Source organism: Mesorhizobium sp. B263B2A, from assembly GCF_020165775.1.
Taxonomy (GTDB): Bacteria; Pseudomonadota; Alphaproteobacteria; order Rhizobiales; family Rhizobiaceae; genus Mesorhizobium; species Mesorhizobium opportunistum.
Genome location: NZ_JAIUIU010000002.1, coordinates 71,620 through 93,218 on the forward strand (window position 1 = coordinate 71,620; position 21,599 = coordinate 93,218).

General features: G+C 58.1%; 18 protein-coding genes. 10 read left to right on the forward strand and 8 right to left on the reverse strand.

Annotated features, from left to right (window positions below):
* The first annotated feature begins 274 nt into the window (after positions 1–274).
* A complete protein-coding gene (locus tag LB568_RS05695; RefSeq protein WP_013894121.1) occupies positions 275–529 on the forward strand; it encodes a DUF6894 family protein in 255 nt (84 codons plus the stop codon).
* A 21-nt stretch (positions 530–550) separates the two neighbouring features.
* On the opposite strand, the gene LB568_RS05700 is transcribed toward LB568_RS05695, so the two are convergent.
* Positions 551–1,288, reverse strand: coding sequence for a glycosyltransferase family 4 protein (locus LB568_RS05700; protein ID WP_224729551.1), 738 nt, complete (start codon positions 1,286–1,288; stop codon positions 551–553).
* Between the two features lie 674 nt (positions 1,289–1,962).
* Here LB568_RS05700 and LB568_RS05705 point away from each other — a divergent pair.
* Genes LB568_RS05705 through LB568_RS05715 form a run of 3 tightly spaced genes read left to right on the forward strand, consistent with a single transcriptional unit; the run spans position 1,963 to position 6,250 of the window.
* A complete protein-coding gene (locus LB568_RS05705) occupies positions 1,963–3,552 on the forward strand; it encodes a DUF4214 domain-containing protein (protein ID WP_318013240.1) in 1,590 nt (529 codons plus the stop codon).
* Positions 3,549–4,997 (forward strand): lipopolysaccharide biosynthesis protein, encoded by a 1,449-nt coding sequence (locus tag LB568_RS05710; protein WP_013894118.1) that lies wholly within the window; start codon positions 3,549–3,551, stop codon positions 4,995–4,997. Before LB568_RS05705 ends, LB568_RS05710 begins: the two co-directional genes overlap by 4 nt.
* Positions 4,994–6,250 carry a glycosyltransferase family 4 protein gene (locus tag LB568_RS05715; protein WP_013894117.1) on the forward strand — a complete coding sequence of 419 codons (1,257 nt, stop codon included), beginning with the start codon at positions 4,994–4,996 and terminating at the stop codon, positions 6,248–6,250. Before LB568_RS05710 ends, LB568_RS05715 begins: the two co-directional genes overlap by 4 nt.
* Before the next feature lie 17 nt (positions 6,251–6,267).
* Here the strand turns inward: LB568_RS05715 and LB568_RS05720 are convergent, their stop codons facing one another.
* The 3 genes from LB568_RS05720 to LB568_RS05730 all read right to left on the reverse strand — a co-directional run bounded on the left by LB568_RS05720 (position 6,268) and on the right by LB568_RS05730 (position 10,083).
* The gene (locus tag LB568_RS05720) at positions 6,268–8,349 is read right to left on the reverse strand and encodes an oxidoreductase (RefSeq protein WP_224729552.1); all 2,082 of its coding nucleotides are present in this window, start codon (positions 8,347–8,349) and stop codon (positions 6,268–6,270) included.
* A 10-nt stretch (positions 8,350–8,359) separates the two neighbouring features.
* Positions 8,360–9,112: an FkbM family methyltransferase gene (locus LB568_RS05725; RefSeq protein ID WP_224729553.1), complete on the reverse strand. Its 753-nt coding sequence runs from the start codon at positions 9,110–9,112 to the stop codon at positions 8,360–8,362.
* A gap of 146 nt (positions 9,113–9,258) precedes the next feature.
* The gene (locus tag LB568_RS05730) at positions 9,259–10,083 is read right to left on the reverse strand and encodes a PIG-L deacetylase family protein (RefSeq protein ID WP_224729554.1); all 825 of its coding nucleotides are present in this window, start codon (positions 10,081–10,083) and stop codon (positions 9,259–9,261) included.
* An 85-nt stretch (positions 10,084–10,168) separates the two neighbouring features.
* On the opposite strand from LB568_RS05730, the gene rfbF reads away from it, so the two are divergent.
* From rfbF to LB568_RS05750, 4 genes are read left to right on the forward strand one after another with little or no spacing between them, the layout of a single operon-like run.
* On the forward strand, positions 10,169–10,939 hold the full coding sequence (gene rfbF / locus LB568_RS05735; RefSeq protein WP_013894113.1) for a glucose-1-phosphate cytidylyltransferase: 771 nt from the start codon (positions 10,169–10,171) through the stop codon (positions 10,937–10,939).
* A gap of 3 nt (positions 10,940–10,942) precedes the next feature.
* On the forward strand, positions 10,943–11,986 hold the full coding sequence (locus LB568_RS05740; protein ID WP_013894112.1) for an NAD-dependent epimerase/dehydratase family protein: 1,044 nt from the start codon (positions 10,943–10,945) through the stop codon (positions 11,984–11,986).
* A 29-nt stretch (positions 11,987–12,015) separates the two neighbouring features.
* Positions 12,016–13,260 (forward strand): class I SAM-dependent methyltransferase, encoded by a 1,245-nt coding sequence (locus LB568_RS05745; protein ID WP_224729715.1) that lies wholly within the window; start codon positions 12,016–12,018, stop codon positions 13,258–13,260.
* Between the two features lie 2 nt (positions 13,261–13,262).
* A complete protein-coding gene (locus LB568_RS05750) occupies positions 13,263–14,477 on the forward strand; it encodes a class I SAM-dependent methyltransferase (protein WP_224729555.1) in 1,215 nt (404 codons plus the stop codon).
* On the opposite strand, the gene LB568_RS05755 is transcribed toward LB568_RS05750, so the two are convergent.
* The 4 genes from LB568_RS05755 to LB568_RS05770 form a co-directional block, all read right to left on the reverse strand.
* Positions 14,464–15,453, reverse strand: a complete 990-nt coding sequence (locus LB568_RS05755; RefSeq protein WP_140572139.1) for a hypothetical protein — start codon at positions 15,451–15,453, stop codon at positions 14,464–14,466. The genes LB568_RS05750 and LB568_RS05755 overlap by 14 nt on opposite strands.
* 36 nt (positions 15,454–15,489) lie before the next feature.
* Positions 15,490–16,437: a glycosyltransferase family 2 protein gene (locus LB568_RS05760; protein WP_181176773.1), complete on the reverse strand. Its 948-nt coding sequence runs from the start codon at positions 16,435–16,437 to the stop codon at positions 15,490–15,492.
* 40 nt (positions 16,438–16,477) lie between these two features.
* Positions 16,478–17,566, reverse strand: coding sequence for a class I SAM-dependent methyltransferase (locus LB568_RS05765; protein ID WP_224729556.1), 1,089 nt, complete (start codon positions 17,564–17,566; stop codon positions 16,478–16,480).
* Positions 17,567–17,694: 128 nt separating this feature from the next.
* Positions 17,695–19,011: a glycosyltransferase gene (locus LB568_RS05770; RefSeq protein WP_224729557.1), complete on the reverse strand. Its 1,317-nt coding sequence runs from the start codon at positions 19,009–19,011 to the stop codon at positions 17,695–17,697.
* 269 nt (positions 19,012–19,280) lie between these two features.
* On the opposite strand from LB568_RS05770, the gene LB568_RS05775 reads away from it, so the two are divergent.
* Both LB568_RS05775 and LB568_RS05780 read left to right on the forward strand, forming a co-directional pair.
* Positions 19,281–20,147 carry a glycosyltransferase family 2 protein gene (locus LB568_RS05775; protein WP_013894105.1) on the forward strand — a complete coding sequence of 289 codons (867 nt, stop codon included), beginning with the start codon at positions 19,281–19,283 and terminating at the stop codon, positions 20,145–20,147.
* 13 nt (positions 20,148–20,160) lie between these two features.
* A complete protein-coding gene (locus LB568_RS05780) occupies positions 20,161–21,588 on the forward strand; it encodes a polysaccharide biosynthesis/export family protein (protein ID WP_013894104.1) in 1,428 nt (475 codons plus the stop codon).
* The last annotated feature ends 11 nt before the right edge of the window (positions 21,589–21,599 follow it).

Here is a 21,599-nt window from a genome sequence, read left to right on the forward strand (position 1 = left end):
AACAGGCTCTCCTAACGGTGGGTCGATCGCCGCATCGTTGTCGGTAGAGTTCCACATTGGCTCACGTGTTCTGAAACGATAGGTAACGAATTATATCGCTACCTTATATCTTGTGATCAAGCTTCTGCCAGGTTGTGCACAGCTCCGTTTTGGTTCCCACCTGCGGTTGCTGTCCTGTGTCAGGAAATTGACTTATGAACTGGCGCCAGCACAGCCCAAGCGCCTCGGCGAGCGGTATTTTTGACGTCGCAGTTTAATAAGGTTGAGATAATTAATGCCCGTGTTTTTTTTCGACATCCAGGACGGCAAAACACGCTCGCCCGACACAGAAGGTACCGAATACCTGGGCATTGCCGAGGCGCAGGCCGACGCCATCAGGATGCTCGTGGCCATAGCGCAAGACGAATGGCATGATGGTGTGAAGAGCGCGCTGGCTGTCCAGGTATATGACGACAAACACAGACCTGTGGTCGCAGCCAAGATCGATTGCGCCGTAACCGTCTATGACGGTCCGTTGCGAGCCAATTAATTAGATCCGCGGTCCGAACTGTCAGGTTGCAAGGCGTTCAATGTCTTCAAGACGGCACGGCGCCACTTCCGGAACCCCATCTGCACGAGCCATCAGTTCGAGATATCGTTGAGCCGATGCGGTCCAGCTGTATCGAGCCGCTCTCGCCCGGCCACGCAAAGATAAATCGCGTCTGAGACCCTCGTTCTGTTGCAGCCGCATGAAACAGTCGAACCAGGCATTGGCATTATCGGGGGAAGCGTAAAGAACGGCATCTCCGCCGATTTCTGGGAGGCTTGCACGGTCCGACATGACAACCGGACATCCAAGAGACATAGCTTCGAGCGGCGGCAATCCAAAGCCCTCAACAAGTGACGGGAACGCCAGGCACAAAGAGTCCTGCAAAAGTGCAGCCAGTTCCGCGTCCGACGTTCTTCCCAGCCAGACGACGTTTGGCGCGTTCTTGTAGTCGATCCTGCTGAAGACACGGGAGGCAGAGGCGCCGACGACCGCCACCTGCAGGCCCGCCGAACCAAGCCTATCCTGCAGGCCAAGGATCAGACCTATGTTCTTGTGCGGAATTGAACTGCCGAGCACAACAATCGTCCTTGGTCCGGCGACAGCCCGGGTGCGATCGGAATGACGAGGCACCCAGCGAAGCGAATGTTCGTGCCCGTTGCCGATGACCTCGATCTTGGACGCTGAAGACACGCCGTGCCTCATCAACTCTCCGGCAGAGTATTGCGAGACCGTTGTTATCTTCAGTGCAGTCTTGCCCAAGGCAGGTACCAGTGTACGGTAAAGCAGTCGAAACGGCAGCGAATAGCTCTGCGGGCATATTCGCGTATTGACGTCGTGAATGCACAGTATGTGTCTGCGCACGCTCAAAGGGCCTGTGTTGCATAGGCTAAGCAGACCGCCACGAAGACGAGCCGGAAGGACGGCTTGTTCCCAGGCATGCCCCCCAAAACTGCCGACTGTCCGGACGTCGATCGCGGAAAGGCCCGCCAGGTCATATGGGCCGGGGGGAGCCAACAACTCAACCGTTAGGTCTCTTGCCAATGGACCTCGATCGGCGAGCAAGCCGTCCAGCGCCGAAATGATCTCGCGTGCATACCTTTGAACTCCTGTCGTCGGTTGCGCCAGGAAACGGCCGTTTATCGTCCAATGTCGCGTCATCAACAATCACAATTGGGCGCAAGGATAGCGGCGCGGGGATAAGCTCTCGGTCTGTCAGACTTTGCATGATGGGAAGGCCAAGGTCATCCTGGCCTTGCGACTTAGCTGGCGCAAAGTACGGTTTCCGGCCGTTCTCATCCGAAGGGCGTGTCCAGGGGCTGACAGCTACGCCCAATGTCTGGGGTTCGCGCCGGCTCGCCAATGGTAAGATGCCGCCCGACATCGCCGGCCTCAAATGATCTCTTCAATGGATCAGTGACAGATCTGGCAATGGAGTGAAGGCACATGACATCTGGCGACGTCCAGGCAAGTTTGAGCTGATGCGGGCCGCGACCAAGTCATCGGGATTCGGAGTCGTTGGCCACCTTGCCGCGGCGACCATATGTCTTTGGCTATGCCTATGGTGCCTGATCACCACCGGTGCGTCCGCTGCGGACTTGCTTTGGGGCGTGAATGGCCATCCGTTCAATGCTTATCCCGGTATATCCATCGAAAAGCAGCTCGACTACGTCCGTGACCTCGGGATGAGGTCCTACCGTGTCAACATTTCCAACGTGGATAGCGCAGCCAGACTTGCCGAACTGATCAAGGCTGGGAGGGCACGCGGGGTAGAGATCCTGCCGGTGATCACACCCGAGCTCGATCTCGACCACAGCACTGTCGATGAACTTTACGCACAAGCCTATCGTCTTGCATCGACACTTGTATCTCGCTTCAAGGACGACATTCGCGTCTGGGAGCTCGGCAACGAGATGGAGAACTATGCCATCCTGTTGCCCTGCGAGATAAAGGATGACGGAGTGCAGTACAGCTGTGCCTGGGGACCGGCCAGCGGCATGGAAAAATCAGACTATTTCAGCCCACGCTGGGTGAAGGTGAGCGCGGTGCTGCGCGGTCTTTCAGACGCCACCATCGCGATCGACCCGACCATAAGGAAAGCGATGGGAACCGCAGGCTGGGGCCATCGCGCGGCATTCACGCGCATGCGGCAAGACGGCATAAGATGGGATATTTCGGTCTGGCACCTCTATGAGGGTGATCCCGAGGAGGCATTCAAGTTCCTGGCGACGTTCGGCAAACCGATTTGGTTGACTGAGTTCAATTACAGCGAAGGCAGCCAACGAGGAGAAAGCCAGCAGGCCGAAGGTCTGCTCGAAACCATGAACCTCCTGCGCAAATATCACTCTTCCTATGACGTCCAGGCTGCCCACATTTACGAGCTCCTCGATGAGACCTACTGGGCGCCAAGCTATGAGGCTTTTATGGGCCTCGTCCGGCTGGAAAAACGTGGCGGCGGGTTATGGACTCCCGGTGGAGAAAAACCAGCATACGAGGCGGTAAAGAAGTTCATAGCGGGCGGTAAGTCGGGTTTGGTTTCGCCAACAGTGACAACGACGAGCCCAATGCTTAGCGAGCAGGCATCGGATCCTTCACCGGGACCTGTGCGTGCAATTCACCCCTGTTCTATCGATACTATTGATAAGTCCTCCTTGAACCCGGCAAACCGGGTTGCTTATGCATACTGCTTGCTCCTGCATCGCATGCCCTCGCCGATCGAGCAGTGGAGCCAGGTTGTCGCCTTGAAAACCGACCTGTCGATCTCGTCAACACTCCTGCTGATATTGAATTCGGCCGAATTCAGAACAGGAAAGCTGCCGGCTGGCCTCGGAAACGCGAAATATGTAACGTTCCTATACCGGGTGCTTCTTGGTCGTGAGCCAGACAACAACGGCCTAGATTCCTATCTCGGTAAACTCAGTATCAACAAATTAACGCGCCAAGACGTTATGGCTGAATTGATAAATTCCTACGAATTTCACTCCAAGCATCCATGTTTGTTCTCCAATCAGCAGGCGGTTCAGTGAGTGTATTTGGTAAGCAGATCGCCAACGGGGCTTTCTGGGCGGCTGCGGAAACCTGGGGTCGGCAGGCCGCTATGTTTGCCGTGTTCGTGGTGCTGGCGCGCCATCTTAGCCCCGAGGCATTCGGGCTTGCCGCGCTCTCGATGGTGGTGCCGAATATTTTCGCCGCTCCGGTAACGCGGGGATTGCCCGACGCCATTATTCAGCGGGCCGAAATCGAACCCATTCATCTGGACTCAGCGTTCTGGCTGCTTATCTCGACAGGAGCGGTAATCAGTACCTTCATCTGGATGTCCGCCGGGATGATTGCAGCTGCGTTCGAGCAGCCGCAGCTATACGCGCTCGTCAAGTGGACCAGCGCGGTTGTTGTGATTCAGGCCTTTAATGTCGTCCCTGCGGCTATCTTGAAACGGGAGTTGAGCTTTCGCCTTTTTGCAGTGCGAACGCTGACAGGCTCCGTGGTAGGCGGCACGCTTGGAGTGGCAATGGCGCTTGCCGGATTTGGCGTGTGGAGCCTCGTGTGGATGCAGCTCACAAAAGCCATTGTCGAGACAAGCGTCATTCTCATTGGCAGCACATGGAAGCCGCGCTTCCGATTTTCCTTTGCCCGTATCCGGGAGCTTTTTGGATTTGCCGGCCCACTGATTGTGCAAACTCTCTGGAACCTGGGTAACGATGAACTCCCCAAGATCGTGCTTGGTGCGTTCCTCGGTCCGAGCGCCGTTGGCATATATGCCCTTGCGCGTCGACCTCTCGATCTTCTGGTCGAATTCCTGCTCTGGCCGATTATGGCCATCACGATGCCAACCATTTCCCGCATCCAGGCTCAACCAGAAAAGATAGACAGCTTTTTCAACACGACGATCCGCGTCGCCGGGATCATTGGTTTTCCAGCGTTTTTCGGTTTCGCAGCGGTGGCGCCCGTCGCCGTTCCATTCATCTTCGGCCAACATTGGTCGGTCGGCGTCGTGGCCGTCCAGATATTGATGATATTGGGAGTACAAAGAACGGTTGACGGCATCTGCGCGTATACGATCCTCGCACTAGGCCGCTCCGGGCTGCTGCTCAAGCTGAACATGATCTATACGGCTCTGGCCCTGGTCTTCATAACCGGTGGCGTGCAAGTCAGCTTCGCCTGGGCCATCGCTGGCCTGGTGGCCAGCAACGTACTGCTTCTGCCGGTCTTCCTTGTCCAGATCCGCCGAATTGCCCACATTGATGTCCTCCGGCCGCTGGTGATTTTCCCTCGGCTTGCTCTGGCATCGATCGCAATGTTTGCGCTGGTCAGTATGTGGGTAAGGGGCGCCCCCGCCAACGCCGCGCCAGGCTTCGTCCTGATCGGCGGCATCTTTGTTGGCGCGATCGTCTATGCCGCGGCCTCCTTCATGCTGGTGCGGCCCGACCTGCTCAATGCACGTAATTTTGTGCTTGGACTGAGGGCCCGATGAAAGTTGTCATACTGAGCCAGCCCTTTGACACAGTGACACCGCCGGCCCAGAATTCGATTGGCATATGGACATATGAGGTTGCCAGGCGGCTGGGTGGCGATTGCGAAACGACGGTTTTGGCGCGACGTTTGCGGGGCATGCCGGCGCAACTGGAGATCGACCGCGTACGTTTTGAACTGCTGAGATGCGCGCCGGCACGTATTTGGGGCCTCGCCTCGCGTGTCTGGAGGCATGTCAGGCCGCGATCGCCGTTGGTCGCGCAAAGTATCTATGCGGTAGACTATCTAGCCCAGGCCCTGCGGGCGATACGTCGGGTCTCGCCTGATGTAATCCACGTGCAGAACTTCCCTCAGTACGTGCCGGCGATCCGGCGAGCGGCGCCGAAAGCGGCAATCATGCTGCACATGCATTGCGACTGGCTTGCCGAACTTGACCGCGAAGCGATGAGGCGCGCACTGGCGGCCACCGATCTTGTCGTCGGGTGCTCTGGACATGTCCTCGCCGGCGCGCGCAAGCGCTTTGCCGAATTGGATAAAGCCTTCGCGGTTCTGCCGAATGGAGCCCCCGTTAGCCATACCGTCTCGGCCACAGCGCGAATTCCTGGCCGGGTATTGTTTGTCGGCCGCGTGTCTCCCGAAAAGGGCCTCCACACATTGATGGAAGCCTGGCAGATTGTGAGTGCTGAACTTCCCATGGCTCGCCTCGAGGTCGTTGGTCCATCGGCCACTCTTCCTCGCGAATTCTTGATTGACTTGAGCTCGGATTATGACGTTCGCGACCTCGCTCGCTTTTATAAGGGCGGTCGCGAATATCTCGGTTCTTACGAAGCGGCATTGCGCGCCATGCTACCCGCATCAATCGCTTCCACCGTCAGCTTTCTTGGTACCCTGCCCTACGGGTTGTTGACCCAGCGATATGTCGAGGCATCGCTCCTCGTAAATCCTTCCTTGAGTGAATCCTTCGGAATGAGCCTGATCGAGGCCCTGTCGGCGGGCACTCCCGTTCTGGCAACGCGCGTCGGCGGCATGACGGAAATTGTGGAAGGGATCGGGGGTGGTGTTCTTGTGGAAAAAAATGACCCGCAGGCGCTGGCAACTCAAATGATCGATCTTCTGGCCAACCCGGCGCGAGCGGCAATGATGGGATCTCAAGCAGCTGCGGGCGTCGCCGATCTTTATGGATGGGAAAAAATTGCTGAATCAACCCTTGCCCAGTATGCGACGGCCATCTCTGCGCGCCGTGCGCGTCTTTGAGGCAAACCGCTCTCGGATCAGCGCCGGGCCTTGAACGAGGTGAAGACCGAACCGGTGTCGTCGCCCCACTCCCAGTTCACGGCAAGTCCGACCCGCATGATGCGCAGTGCCGGATCATTCGGATAGATGTCGGTCAGGCTGCGTTGCATCACAGCTTCGTCATCGATGAAGATTTCAAACCGATTGCCGTCGAATGCGACGCGCATGCGAAACAGCTTCCCCCAGACGACCTTGTCCGCCACGTTGGTCCATATCGCATCGTAAAGTTCTTCAAAGCCGAAGCGTTTGATAAACACTGAAATCGAGGCCCCCGGGTAAACGTCGTCGAGCCAGGTCGTGACGCAGATGTAGTTGTCGCAATCTTGCCAGAAGACCAATCCGGCCCGGCTGCGTTGATCTTGTCCTCGACGCTCTCCGGGGGGCAGTACCGAAACCTCCAGATCGGTGAAACCCTGCAGATCCCACGGCAGTGAATAGAACGTGCGACCAGGGTTCGGCCGTTCCACGCTTGCCCGCACACGGGCGCCGCCGCGCCCGTCGAGGTCGATGATCCCGCCTCCGAGCGTCCGGCTCCATTGTCCGTTGCCGAACTCCGTCGTGCGTTGTTCCAGCTCTCCGGCAGGGCCGACAAAACTGTCGGCGTAAGACAGGCATGTACCGAGCAGCCGCCTATGCTCGCGCAAAGGCGCCATTAATGGCACAGGGACCTCGCTCGGATGCGCCTCGAAGCTGTGCCATCGGATTTCGCTGTCGGCACATTTCCATATACCTGCTCCGGTCGCGGTCTGCATGTCGACAGCACCCGCATGTGCCTCGAAAAGGCGAACCCCGTCCAGAAAACAGCTCACCTGGCCGCCCCAGTCGAGAATCTGGACCGAGTGCGTAGTGCCGGCTCGCAGCCCGTGTTCTGCATGTGAGGCGATGGCTGTCTCCTTGCCAGAGCGCTTGGAGACCAAACTGCATCCGAGCGCCGAGAGTTTCAGCAGCCAGTAGTTATCGATATCGCCGAACCGCCAGACGAGCCCCCCGGCGCCAGAGGCCTTGTCGGTCTGCAGCAGTGCGTGGATCAGTCCGGACGAGCGGCCGGGATCGACGAGGCAGAAAGTGCCGGATCCATCCGCCCAGCTACGCCAAGATCCGCCGATATTGGCAGGCCGCGTTGGCAAGCCTTCGTCAAATGCGTCGGCAGCGTGAGCGGATCCAAACGTTTTAGCGAGCTGCGGTACCGTTCCGACGTGGATCGCCTCGACGCGCGTGTCGACCCTAAACCCGATCTGACCCAGCGCGGCTTGATGGACGCCGGCGAAAAGCTTCTCGTCCTTGTTGAACGGGTCGATCGCGATCGGCCGCATCATCGGGAACGCCGGAACGCCGAACGCGGTTTGGTCGGCTGCCGCGTAGTAGACAGCGCCCTGTTCGCGCAATGCCACGACGTAATACATATGAATGTTCTTCAAGCGCCGAAACGCACTAAGACAACGCTCGCCGACACGAGCCCATAGCTCTCCGTTCTCACCTTCCGCCGCGTGAACGACAAAGCAGCAGCCGTCTGCAGGCGGATCCATGGGGGCCTCTTTGGAGAACCAACCAACAGCCAGATTCTCGTTGATGTTCGGTCCCCGGTAGGTCTTTGACGTGCTGAGGGCCCACCACAAAAACCGGCGGACTGTGAGGCTCTTTCGCGGCGAGCGCACCAAGGCAAGCAATCGGCGGGGCCAAGGGTCGATGCCTGGTCCCCGCAGCCAACGGTAGAAGCGCCTGGCGATGTCGTCGGGTAGTGGTGAACCCTGCGAAGTGTTGTGTCCGTTGCTCAAGGAGACCATGAGCACGAGGCCGGGCTCGCGCTGAAAGGGGCCATAGGCGATACCTTGCCGACCCCAGCCCGGTCGCACAAGCGGCTGAAAGCGCAGGGCACCGTGATCAATCGCGATCTGTCGCTCGACATCGCGGCCGTGCCTGATGCCTCCTGTCGTCGCAGGCGTTCCTATCACCGTGCCGCGCGCGCGATTGTCGACAAAGTCATCGACCAGTATCGCGCTGGGGGAAGCGCCGTTGGCTTCTACCCCTTCAGCCGGCTCCGACCGGTCGTGCCAATCCAAGAAGATATCCTCACATCGTCATGGGCTGGGCAAGCAAATGCGACACCTGCCAGCCATCGTTGGCATAAGCTAGCGGCAGGGGCGAAACGGTGTATCGGATTGAAGCCAGGAACTGGGCGATCTCACCCATCTTGCGATCTGCACCCTCCTTTGTGGCATCATCAATCTCGCAAATCAGCTTTGGGCGATGCGTGTCCAAGGTCGCCACCATTCCACGAAAGACGTCCATTTCCGCGCCTTCGACATCGATCTTGATCAGGTTCGGCGGCCTCAATCCGTGTTCGGCTATGGAGGTGTCAAGGGTCGTCATCTTGACCTCGAGACGCCCATTCATATCCGGAGGCATGGAAACCGTGGCCAGGGTGGCGCCTCCGAGATGGCGAGCCAGCAACAACTCGACGTGCCCGCTGAGGGCACCAACGGCTTCGGCAAAAACACGAAGCCCGGTCAGTCCGTTGGCGTCACGGCTTCGCTCGATAGCGGCAGCATTTCGGGGGACAGGCTCATAGGCATAGACTTGGCCGGTGGCGCCGACCTGGCGCGCTGCAATCAGTGAAAAGAAACCTATGTTGGCGCCGATGTCATAAAAAACATCACCAGCTCTCAGGCGCGATGCAATCGCCTTCTGCACCGGAAGCTCATAGATTCCCTCGGCAAAATCGGGATCGGCACCGCGCGAAAATATCTTCAGGCCGGCGGCTTCTCCCTTGGCAATTGTCGGCATGCCGGACAAGACTTCATGCAGCTTCGTCGCTAGTCGCATCGATCTTCCTCACGAGCTGGCTCAAAGCGAGCACACCTCGAATATCGCAGAACCAGGCGCGGCTTTCGAGTTATACATCAGTTGCTGCGCTCACATCCTTCTGGCGGTACCCCAGCTAATCACCTATCGCATCAGACATGCCGACCTCACGCGTTAAGCTCATAGCGCGTGAACATCTCGTGGTTGCCCAGCAACCGACCGAGGAAGTCGCCGCCACCGATATCCCCCAGCACGGGCCAGCTATCGAGCCCCGCCGGCCGCTCGACCTGAGATCGGTGTGACATCAAGGCGTGGCGTTTTACATCGATCATGTCGCCGACATCGACAACGCAGTTGAACAATCCGATGCCACGCAGGCCGGCAAGGGTCCGCAGCGTTTGACGCAGCGCGGCGCGATGGAGCCCAGGCACTTGGCTGTGCAGGCTAACCCAGGGCCACTGATGCCAATACCAGACGGGATACTCGAAAAGGCTGACATGGCGGCCGTAAATTCGCAGCGCCTGCCTGGTGCCAAGATTGACGGCAACGTGATCGGAAGGCGGCTCCTTCGCGTGCGTGACGAAAACGCTTTGCGGCTGCCAGGCGACAAACAGCGGCGCGAGCGCATTCGCGATCGCTCCCACATGGGTCCTCGCCGCACCGTCCGGAACACGCAGGAATGTCACACGGTCGGGCGATCCGCCCAGCCGGCGAACGGCCTCGATCGCTTCGCGTTCCCGGACAGTCCTTAGTGCCTGCGGCTCAACATGATCTGAATGGGAGGCCGCACCATCTGTAACGAACACAAATCTCACGTCGACCCCGCGGTGGAGCTTCTTGCTCGCGACACCTCCGCATCCCAAGGTCTCATCATCTGGGTGCGGTGCAACAATGACCGCCGATAACCCCCAGTCCGCTACCTCGAATGGATGAGCCCCCCTTATTATCGCTCTGTCGAGCATAGCGCCAAACGTATGCCTGAAGTTACGCATTCATGTCTTCCCATCATCCCTTCTTCGGTCTGGTTCAACCTGACAAACGCATGCTAGCAAAACCACAGTAGGGGGTGTGAAAATAATGAAGGTGGGAATTCTAGCTGGCGGACTAGGTACGCGCTTGGCGGAAGAGACCGAAATCAAGCCAAAGCCAATGGTCGAGATCGGAGCCAAGCCGATTCTATGGCATATAATGATGCACTATTACGCCTACGGCCACCGCGAATTTGCGATCGCCTTGGGATACAAGGGCGAATACATCAAGCGCTGGTTCAGTGACTATGTCGCATTCGATGGTAGTTTAACGGTCAATGCCGGATTGGGCAGTGTCAAGCGTCACTCCAATTCGCTGCCGGACTGGTCCGTCGATCTGGTGGAAACCGGACTGAACACGCTCACCGGGGGCCGCATAAAGCGGCTTATCGAATGGATGGGCGGCGAGACCGTGATGCTCACATGGGGTGACGGCGTTTCGGATGTAAATCTCGACGAACTGATCGCCTTCCACAAATCGCATGGCAAGCTGGCCACCATGACGGCGGTGCGACCGCCGGCCCGCTATGGGCACATTGAATTCGATGGCAATCGCGTCGTCGACTTCACGGAAAAGCCGCAGGCCTCCGAGGGCTGGATCAATGGCGCCTTCTTCGTGCTCGAACCGGGGATCGCGGACTACATCGACGGCGACGACGTCATGTTCGAGCATGCGCCCATGCAGAGGCTCGCCAACGACGGGCAGTTGATGGCCTATCGCCACGAATCCTTTTGGCAATGCATGGACACGGTGCGCGAAAAGCATCTGCTTCAGAAGCTGTGGGACGGCGGCAACGCCCCCTGGAAGACATGGGATTGATCGATGAAAGTTCTGGTTACGGGTCATCTTGGCTATATTGGCTCTGTCTTGGCGCCGATGCTGCTGCAACGCGGTCACGAGGTTACAGGCCTTGACAGTGATATCTTCCGGGCGTGCACTTTTGTCGGCGCGCTGGCCAACACGCTGACGATCGAGAAAGACATTCGCGACATCGAATCCGATGATGTCGCTGGCTTCGATGCCATCATCCATCTCGCCGGCCTTTCAAACGATCCGTTAGGGGACTACCGGCCGCATCTCACAGAGGACATCAACTGCAACGCCTCGGTAAGGCTCGCCAGGATCGCCAAGGCGGCCGGCGTCCAGCGCTTCCTCTACGCGTCATCGTGCAGCAACTATGGAGCGGCCGGGGACAGCTTCCTGGCCGAAGACGCCTCGTTCAATCCCGTTACGCCCTATGGCGTATCGAAGGCGAATGTGGAGCGCGCCGTCTCACCTATGGCCGACGAAACGTTCAGCCCGACATTCCTGCGCGCGTCCACCGCCTATGGCCTGTCGCCGCGCATCCGCTTCGACCTGGTGGTCAACAACCTGACAGCATGGGCCTATACGACCGGCCTCGTCTACCTCAAAAGCGATGGATCGCCATGGCGCCCAATCGTCCATGTCGAGGACATTGCACTCGCCTACATCGCTGTGCTCGAAGCCGACCGGGACCTTGTCCACAACGAGGCATTCAATGTCGGCTTGACGACGGAAAATTACCAAATCCGTGAGATCGCCGCCCTGGTGCAGGCGATCGTTCCCGGCAGCCGTGTGGAGTTCGCGCCAGACGCCGGGCCGGACAAGCGATGTTATCGCGTCGACTGTTCCTATATCGGACGGCGGCTGCACGGGTTCAAACCGCAATGGACTGCACGGCGCGGTATCGAGCAACTCTACGACACCTTCAAGGCCGCAAGTCTGACGCTGGAAGACTTTGAGGGCGAGCGCTTCAAACGCATCGCCCATGTACAGAAATTGATCCGAGACGGCGAGTTGGATGGCGACCTGCGTCGCAGGCCAATGCTGGCGATGGCAGTTTGACAAAAATGTAGTTGAGGACGATGACCATGATGATCGCTGGTACGGCATCTGTGACCGAACAGACCTGCAGGTCTTGTGGTGGGCCTCACATGGATACGTTCTTGAAGCTCGGCAGGACACCTCTTGCCGACCGGCTTACAACTGATGCCAACCGTGGCGAGGCAGAGCCCGTTTTTCCGCTCAATGTCGCCTTCTGCCAAGACTGCAGTCTGGTGCAAATTACCGAAACGGTGAACCCCAGGATCCTGTTTGCCGATGCCTATCCCTACTACTCGTCATTCTCGCAAGCGTTGTTGGAGCACTCGCGGGAGAACGTTCTGGATCTGATCGAGCGGCGCGGGCTGACCGGCGACAGTTTCGTGATCGAACTGGCGAGCAACGATGGCTATCTTCTGAAGAACTATGTCGAAGCGGATATTCCGGTATTGGGCATCGACCCGGCCGATGGACCTGTCGCTGCGGCAAACAAGATCGGTGTTCCGACAGATCTTGCCTTTTTCACGCTTGAGCTAGCCGAAAAACTTCGTGAGCAAGGCAGACAGGCCGATGTCATTCACGCAAACAATGTCCTTGCCCATGTCGCCGACACCAATGGTTTCGTCGCCGGCGTCGCCAGGCTCCTCAAGGATGACGGCGTCGCGGTCATAGAGGCGCCGTATGTCGAGCCAATGATCGATCATTGTGAATTCGATACGATCTACCACGAACATCTGTGCTATTTCTCAGTGACGGCTTTGGACAATCTGTTTCGCAGGCATGGGCTCTATCTCAACGAGATAAAGCACCTATCGATCCATGGGGGCTCGCTTCGCCTTTATGTCGAGAAGCTGGAGCGTGTCGGAGCGAGCGTAAGCAATCAGCTGGCACACGAGAAATCACGCGGACTGGATGCTGTTGAATATTACCGCGATTTTTCCGCGAAAGTCGACCAGCTGAAGGTGGACCTTCGCAGTCTGCTGCATCGTTTGAAGGCCGATGGCGCCACTATCGCGGCCTATGGGGCCGCGGCCAAGGGGGCCACCTTGATCAACACCGCCGGGATCGGAGGTGATGTCCTCGATTTCGTGGTTGACCGCAACACACACAAGCAGGGCAAATACATGCCAGGCCAGAGAATCCCCATTCGCCCGCCCGAAGCCTTGCTGGATGCCCAGCCAGACTATGTGCTCGTCCTGGCTTGGAACTTTATCGACGAGATCGTGGCGCAGCAGTCGCAATATCGCGCTCGAGGTGGCAAGTTCATCGTGCCGGTGCCGACCCCACGGATCGTATGATCATGGGAATCCAAACCGCGCTCGGTGGCGAACTGCGCAGCGCCGTCCCAAGTCCCGCGCGCCTTCGTGGGGATTGTCCCGTGTGCGCAGGACAGCATTTGCTGCATTCAGTCTCCTTTAAAGCATTGCCGGTTTCGTGCAACTCACTGCACTCGGACGCGAAGTCGGCCGTCGCTGCAGCGACCGGCCACTTCGCCCTCGCCTTCTGCCGTGGCTGCGAACATTTCTTTAACGCGGCATTTGAAGACGATCGCGTCGGATACACCCCAGATTATGAGAATTCGCTGCACTTCTCGCCGCGTTTCGTAAAGTTCGTCGAGGATCTCGCGCACCGCCTATCCAGCACTTACGCGCTCGAGGGAAAACTGGTCGTCGACATTGGTTGCGGCAAGGGGGATTTCCTCAAACGCATTTGTTCGATCAGCGGCGCCAGGGGCATTGGCTTTGACAGGAGTTACGAAGACAATCGGGGCGAAAAAGTCGCCGGCGTAGAGTTCATCAACGACTGGTTCGGCGATGCCTATCCGAACGTCGACCCCGACTTCGTCTCCTGCCGTCACGTTCTGGAACACATGGCCAATCCAATAGCCTTCCTGCAGGGACTTCGCTCTCATCCTGGAGTTGGATCCAAGTCGGTGTTCTACATCGAAGTGCCCAATGCTCTTTATACATTGCGCGACATGGGCATCTGGGATCTGATCTATGAGCACGTATCCTATTTCACGCCGCAATCCTTGCGGGCAGCGATGCAGACGGCCGGTTTCGAGGTGCTGGACGAGGGTTCATCATACGGCGATCAGTACCTCTTTATAGAAGCAAAACCTCTGGCATCTCCGACGGTTATCAGTCTCTCGACGTCCGGGACGATCGACGCGCTGGTCCGCAAGTTCGATCGCACCTACCGCGACAAAGTGGCGTGGTGGCATCAGTACCTTTCAAAACAGGACCCGGCGCAGACCGTTGTGTGGGGTGCGGGATCGAAAGGCATCACTTTCGTCAACGTCGTTCCCGAGGGCGCGCGCATAAGCGCGCTCGTCGACGTCAACCCGCACAAGCAAGGCCGCTTTGCCCCGGGGTCCGGAACCCCGGTGATCGGGCCCGATCACCTGCGTGGCAGGCCTTTGCATTCGATCATCGTGATGAACCCTCTCTATCGCGACGAAGTAGCCCAGGCCGCCCGCCAGCTCGGCCTTGCGTCGGAGATCATCGTGGCATGATCGAACGAGGCGTCCTCTCGCAGTGAAGGCCTGGCTTCTTGATACCGGCGATGTCGATCCGCTGCAGGTTGATCGGCCTTAACCAGCAATGTCGCGTGTAGTCGGTGGCCAGACGCAGGAACTGGGTCCACTTGAGTGGCGTTTTGAACAGCGATCGCAAAAGTGTCAGGGAATTCAGGCCGATCAGAAAGCGGGAGCGAACAAGCTGCCCTCGCCGATTGACGGCCGCGTATGTTACGAACCCACGAAACTCAGCGCCAAATCGCTTCAACACGGCATCGATTTGAACATCATAACGTTCGTTCGCGCCAAAGCCCTGCATGGTTTTTGTCGTTCCCACGGGCCGCGTATGGCGCACGACGACATCGTCAATAATGGCGTACCGCAGCCAGGGTGTGTCAGTCAGGCGGGTCCAGAGCAAATCTATCCCTGTCTCGTAGCCCAGCCCGAACAATCCCAGCGCGGCCCGCAGGCAACGTGCGCTAAACACGGGGCACATCATTTCGACCGTGTTGGTGTATCGCAAGACGTATTGCCTTCCGCTGGTGAGGGTCGACGCATATGAAAAATAACTGTCTGATGACAAAGCCGGTTGAAACAAATCGAGATTGTACGTCTTGCCGATTTCGAAAAGGCGATTGATATCGTCCATGGTGGTGTCGATGTCATCGTCGATCAGCGCGATAAGATCGTAGTTGTCCAAGATCTCTGGGTAGCATTGGAACAGGGCATGATATCCGGCAATCTTGCGGCCGGGGAGGAAGACATTGAGATCGGTCGGTCGATGAGGAACACCAGCCTCATAGGCGGCGACCAGAAGGTCAAAACCGGCCTTGCCCACCCCATTCACCCAGCCGGGATGCAAAGATCTGCGTCCCGCGCGTACGATCACCAGATTCCTCATGCCCGACCCCTTGGGCAATTGTCGCGGGATTGGGAAGGCCGATGCACCCGGTGCCAGCTTGCGGCGATTCATTCAACCTCCGAGCGGATGGTCACCAAAATTGCTCATTTAGCCAGGAGATCGATTGGAAATTGTTTGGATGCGTTTTAGCGCCTCAAGGCCGGCACCGCGCAGTTTCGTGCGCAAGGTGGGAGAAACAACCCCCACGGCTTCAAGGCACAGTCGCGCGACAAGCAGTGGATTAAGGGCCCAGGCAAACAGATGAAAAAGTGTCCGCCCAAACGGTACGATCCCGCGGTGCCGATAGACGATCGCCACCAGATGCCTTAGCCGTGTCGACAGCTCAAAGGCGTTTGCCCTGGAGCCATCCGGATTTTGCCAGGCCAGTCGATCGGAACTCGGCAGTCGAACCGAGCGCATAGGATGGTCACGGCTAAACAGAACGGCCTCAGGAGCGCCCACAAACGTCCCCAGCAGAGCGATCTCGGCCAGAAGGGCACAGTCAGACCCATAGTACGGCTCGTGCAATGTTGTTTTGACCAGGGCGTCTCGCCGCCAAAGGCCAAACATGGCCGCGTCCCATCCGTGCGCCGCAACCATCAGCCGGAAGCGGGACGCCGGCGGCGCTCTTTCCATGCCGGACGGCACACGTTCGACATACCCCGTCAACTGTCCGGCCTCGTCGATGCCCAGCAGGCGGGGGTAGGCAATCACATGCGTGGCGTTCTCGTCGAGTGCACGAACGCACGCCGTGAGAAAACCTCCGTTTACCGTATCGTCGTGCGCGCACCATTTGAAATATTTGCCGGTGCTCAGTTTGAAAGCCTGGTTGAAGTTGCCGGCGGCGCCTAGATTGCGTTCGTTGCGAAAATAGCGGATGCGTCCATCCCGTCGTGCGAATTCCTGACAGATATCCGCGGTCCTGTCGGTGGAGGCGTTGTCGGTTATGACCAGCTCGAAATCGTTGAAGTCCTGATCGAGGATCGAACGGATCGCCTCGGCGAGGAAATTCTGGCCGTTATAGACGGGCAGACCTAGGGACACCTGTGGAGGCATGGGTACTTCCATTTTCAGCTCGCTCCGCGCGAGGTCGCGATCACACCGAGACGACTTCCGGCCGCAAGCCCAAGGCGTCCAGGGACTGGACCACTTCGTTGCGATAAATTGGGTTCATGACGATGACGAGGTCGGGTGGATGATCAACAAGCTCTGTCGGAGCGATCACAGGATGGCCGCTCCCTGGCGTAAATTTGCCTTGCTTGTAGGGATTGATGTCGACAGCAGCAGACACCTCCTCCCCTATCTTCAGTGTCGTCAGGAATGACACCGCCTTGGAGCCGCCGCCCCACAGCACCACGCGCCGGCCAGCGGCATGGGCAGAACGGATACGCTCCAGCCATCGATGTTGCGAAGCCCTTACGCGGATGGGAAACGTTTCGGCCAAGTGGTGCATTTCCTCCAGGTCGCGTTCCAGCGGCAGCCTTGGCATTGATCGGTCTTTTGACGGCCTGGCGTACTGGACGATGTACTGCTTGTCGTAGACGAGTTCCAGATCGATGACGTCGAAGCCTTCCTGCCGAAATAGGCGCGCATGCGCGCCGGCACTGAAATAGGAACAATGCTCGTAATAGATATCCCAAAAGGCACTTTCGGCGAGCACGCGTTTTGCGTCGGGGGTTTCGAAGAAGATCCAATCTTCGGTCCGTTCGCCAACCATCTCGCGGATCAGCCGCACGAATGCGGCAACCGACTTTATGTGCTCGAGCGTGTGTCGGCAAAGGACCGTGTCGGATTGAAGATGCCGATACCGCGTTCCGAAGAAGTCGACGATAAACTCGATGTCGTGGAAGTCTTCGTTGCGTCCCTTGTCGGCGCGATACCCTGGATCGATGCCGACCCCCGTGGCCTTGCCCGACTGGCAGAGTTCTCGCAAGAATTCTCCCTTGCCGCAGCCTATCTCCAGCACCCTCTTGCCCGCTATCTCGCATTTGCGAGCGATCTCATGCGCGAGCTCCTTCGCGAAGTTGTTGAAGGTGCTCGAAAAATGCTGCGATTCCTCGAAATTGGTCGAGTAGACCATAACGCCTTCGTCAAAGGCCTTGTTGAATATGAAGCCACACGCTTCGCAGAATGCCAGATCAATCTGGCGACGGGGAAAGGCTTGAGCTTCCTCAGCCGTGTTCAAGAGGACGCAACTGTGAACCGGGACCGATTCGACGCAATAAATTGATCGACCAACCGCCGCTGAGCAGCACGGACACGCCGTCGTTCGAAGTGCCTGGCCGTTCCTGGCAGCATGCGGGTCAAATGAATTCATGGCAGGGTTGCCTCGGCAAGACTATCGGAAATGTCGCGGGCCGTACTCTCGGCTCCGAGATATGCGTTGTGTCCCATTTCGCGGGCAGACTGAACTGATTGAGCAAGGCCAAGGGCGTCACATATGGCCAAATCAAACCGTTCCTCGGAGAACCGGGCTGCATTCAGGCGGCATGCGTTCGGCGCAATAGAAGTTGTGTTCGCCTCGAACCGCTCAATAGCGGTCGAAAGGGAGCCAAGTGTCTGCTTGTCGAAGAGCACGCCGGTGGGGTGATTGCTGTCGCCAAGCGGCCGAACAATGTCGCGAGCCCCGCCACGGCCGAAAGCGATCAACGGAGTACCGCACGCTTGCGCCTCGGCAAGGACAATCCCGAAGTCTTCGCATCCGGCGAAAACCATGGCGCGAGCGCGCGCGATCTTGTCGATATAGTCGTGCCGGGGCAGGTACCCGGTAAAGACAATGTTAGGACCGGCGATCGATCTCAGGTGCTTTGATTGCACGTCGTCGCCTACAACGACCAGCCGGCGCGATGGCATTTTGCTGAATGCCTCAATGATGAGGTCCGTGCGCTTGTAAGGAGCGTGAAACGCAGCCGTGACATAGTAGTCGTCCTTGTCAGCGACGAATTCGAGCTCCTGGATGGCCACAGGTGGATGGACCACCCTTGCGTCGCGACCGTAGATCCGCTGGATTCGCGAACGGACGTAGGTCGAGTTCGCCAGCATCAGATCAGGACCATGCGCGGTGCGAACATCCCACATCCTCAGATTGTGAAGCAGATACCGAAACGCCAGGCCCTTCGGCCCGAATCCTAGCCCACCCTGCTGCAGGTAGGAGAATTGCTCGTCCCAGGCATATCGCACCGGACTATGGACATAGCAAAGATGGGGCTGGTCCGGCCTGGTCAGAACGCCTCTGGAAAAGGCTGCAGACGAGGAAATGACGGCATCGTACCCAGTTACATCAAATTGCTCGACCATGAATGGGCAGAGAAAGAAAAGTGACCGGTAATACTTTTTTACAAACGGAAGACGATTCATAGGGGATACGTGGAACATGACACCCCTGAAATAATCTTCTTTTACGTCCTTCGGCAGAAAATCAAACAGCGTAAAGACCTCGGCTCGCGGGAATATCTTGCAAAGACGAGCGAGAACGCGTTCCCCGCCTCGAAAATTCGGGCACCAGTCGTGCACGAGAGCGATGCGGGCGTTACGGTCGATAGCGGCCAATGGCGTCGTGGCAGCGGAACGGGTGCTACTGCCACCAAGACGTTGTGAGTCAGAAGATTTTGCCCGCCGCTCATGACGCATGTGCTTTCCCCCGACCCCTTTGCCATCATGCGACAGTGTGTTGTGCGTCCGATCTGCACAAGCTCCCTTTCAGGCTGAGCTGCGTCCCTGACAGAGCATGCATGCATGCATTCCAACGGAGTAAGCCTGCTACTTCGATGTGCCTAAGAGCGGGCATCAGCGCCAACCTATGCACAGGCTGCATCGCTGCGTTTGGCGCGTTAGGATGCATCATGGGGCCTGGCGCGCCTGCATCTGGTTTTGTTTGCCAAAGGAAGAGCTGATCGTCGATGAAAGTGGTCGTGGCCATTGCAACGTTCGGACGTCCTGAACACGTGACCCGACTTCTTGCACAGCTTGAGAAGCAGTCCAGATTACCGGACGCCGTCATCATCTCCGCCCCGGATGCCGGACACATCCCCACCAATATGGCCTCAACGTTCCCCGTCTCGATACTGCTCGGCAAGACCGGCTTGCCCGCTCAGCGAAACGTCGCTCTCGACGCGGTCGTTGACCGGTTCGACATTGTCACCTTTTTCGATGACGACTTCATTCCTGAAGACACCTATCTCGCCGGCGTGTCGAGGGCCTTCGAGCAGCAACCTGACTGGGCGGTCATAACAGGCAACGTGCTTAGGGATGGAGCAAGCTCGGCAGGCCTGACCTGGGATGAGGGTATGCAAGCGCTCGCAGATGCCGGCCCCACCGCGCAAGCGCGCGGCGTGGACAAGCTGTGTGGCTATGGCTGCAACATGTCCATCAGGACGGCATTCATAGGCAATCTGCGCTTTGATGAGCGCCTAGTCCTCTATGGGTGGCAGGAAGACGTCGATTTCACCAGCCAACTGAGAGTCAAAGGGCGGGTTGTTGGCTTGAACTCGGTCCGGGGTGTCCACCTCGGCGTGAAGACCGGCCGCGTTAGTGGTGTTCGCTTCGGTTATTCTCAGGTAGCCAACCCAATATATCTTATCCGCAAAGGCACCGTTCCGTTCATCTTCGCATTGCGGCTGGTGGGCAAGAATCTTCTCGCTAATCTCGCACGCAGCCTCTGGCCGGAGTCCTATGTCGATCGGCGAGGACGCCTCCGTGGCAATCTTCTTGCCATATCACATGTGGCGAGAGGTCGGGTAGAGCCGGAATATATTTTGGAAATCTAGCGCAGAGGTCGTGATGCTGGAAGAGCCAACTCGTTCGATTGACATTGGGTTGACCAATCGCGTGGCGTGCTCACGCAAGCTGTTCAATCGATGGAGGACCGCGCATTTTCTTCGTGTGGCTGTGCTGGCGGGACTTTCAGCCAGCGCAGTTGTTGGCGCTTCATCTGCCAACCCCACAGGGTATGTTCTGGGGGCTCAAGACAAGATTCGCGTGAAGGTCTACGAATGGCGGGCGTCTCGGGACTCGATATTTGCTTGGGATGCGCTCAATGACGTTTATACGGTCGGCCCAGATGGCTCCGTTTCCCTGCCATTGGTCGGAGAAATCAAGGCTGCCGGCTTCACGACCCAAGAGGTCGCGGGCTTCGTCGGCGAAAGCCTGATGCGAAGCATTGGTCTGGCAAGACCACCGGCCGCAGCGGTGGAAATCGTCCAGTTCCGACCGATTTACGTGGTGGGCAAGGTCTCGCAGTCGGGAGAGTTCGCGTATCGGCCGGGGCTGACGGTCTTGAAGGCATTAGGTCTTGCAGGCGGACTGCGAACCCGGGAAGACAAGGACGCAAGGTTCGAACGCGAGGCGATCCAGGCCCGCGGGGATCTTGGTCTAATCAGGTTGAACGAGGTCAATCTGCTCGTGCGGAAAGCACGGCTGGAGGCGGAACTGTCTCATGCCGACGAGATAGCCCTCCCGCCGGAAGTGACGGCCCACATTCAAGACAGTGCGATCGCCATGATCGTCAAGCAGGAGCGCCTGGTGTTTCAGGCGCGGAGCGAAGGGCTGGATACCCAGATCAAGGCACTTCAAAACCTGCGAGAGTTCCTTGAAAAAGAACTCACGTCGCTTGAGGAGCAACTGGTTTTCCTGGATACGCAGATCAAGTCCATTCAAAAGGAGCTGAAAAGCGTCTCAGCGCTGGTGGACAAAGGTCTCGCGGTTGCGCCTCGCGAATTCTCCTTGGAACGGACGCTCGCGCAGGCCCAAAGTGAAAGGCTTGCGGCTGAGACCAGCCTGCTGCGGGGCCGCCAGGAAATCAGCAAGACGGACATTTCGATTCTTGAACTCCAGGATGGGAGGAGAAACGAGGTGACGGTCGACTTGCGCCAAACGCAGGCCGAGCTCGATGCCCTCGCGAGCAAGACAGAGACAACACAGCAGCTGTTGTACGATTCCGAAGTCTCCGCCCCAAGCCTGGAAGCCCGCCGGGCCGATACGGAAGCGGCGGCGCCGATCTACACGATTTTCAGGCCATCCGCGGACGGCACGACAGAGAAGTTGGAAGCGAGCGAGACGAGCGCTGTCGAGCCCGGGGATACCATAAAAGTCGACATACCGATGATCTCGGATGACCTGGGTGCGTTCGGCGCAACATCGAAGGGACGCAAGCAGGCGCCCGGTATAGCGCTTCGGGAAGACCCCACCAATACCATCGCTATTCCATAGGCCGCGACCCC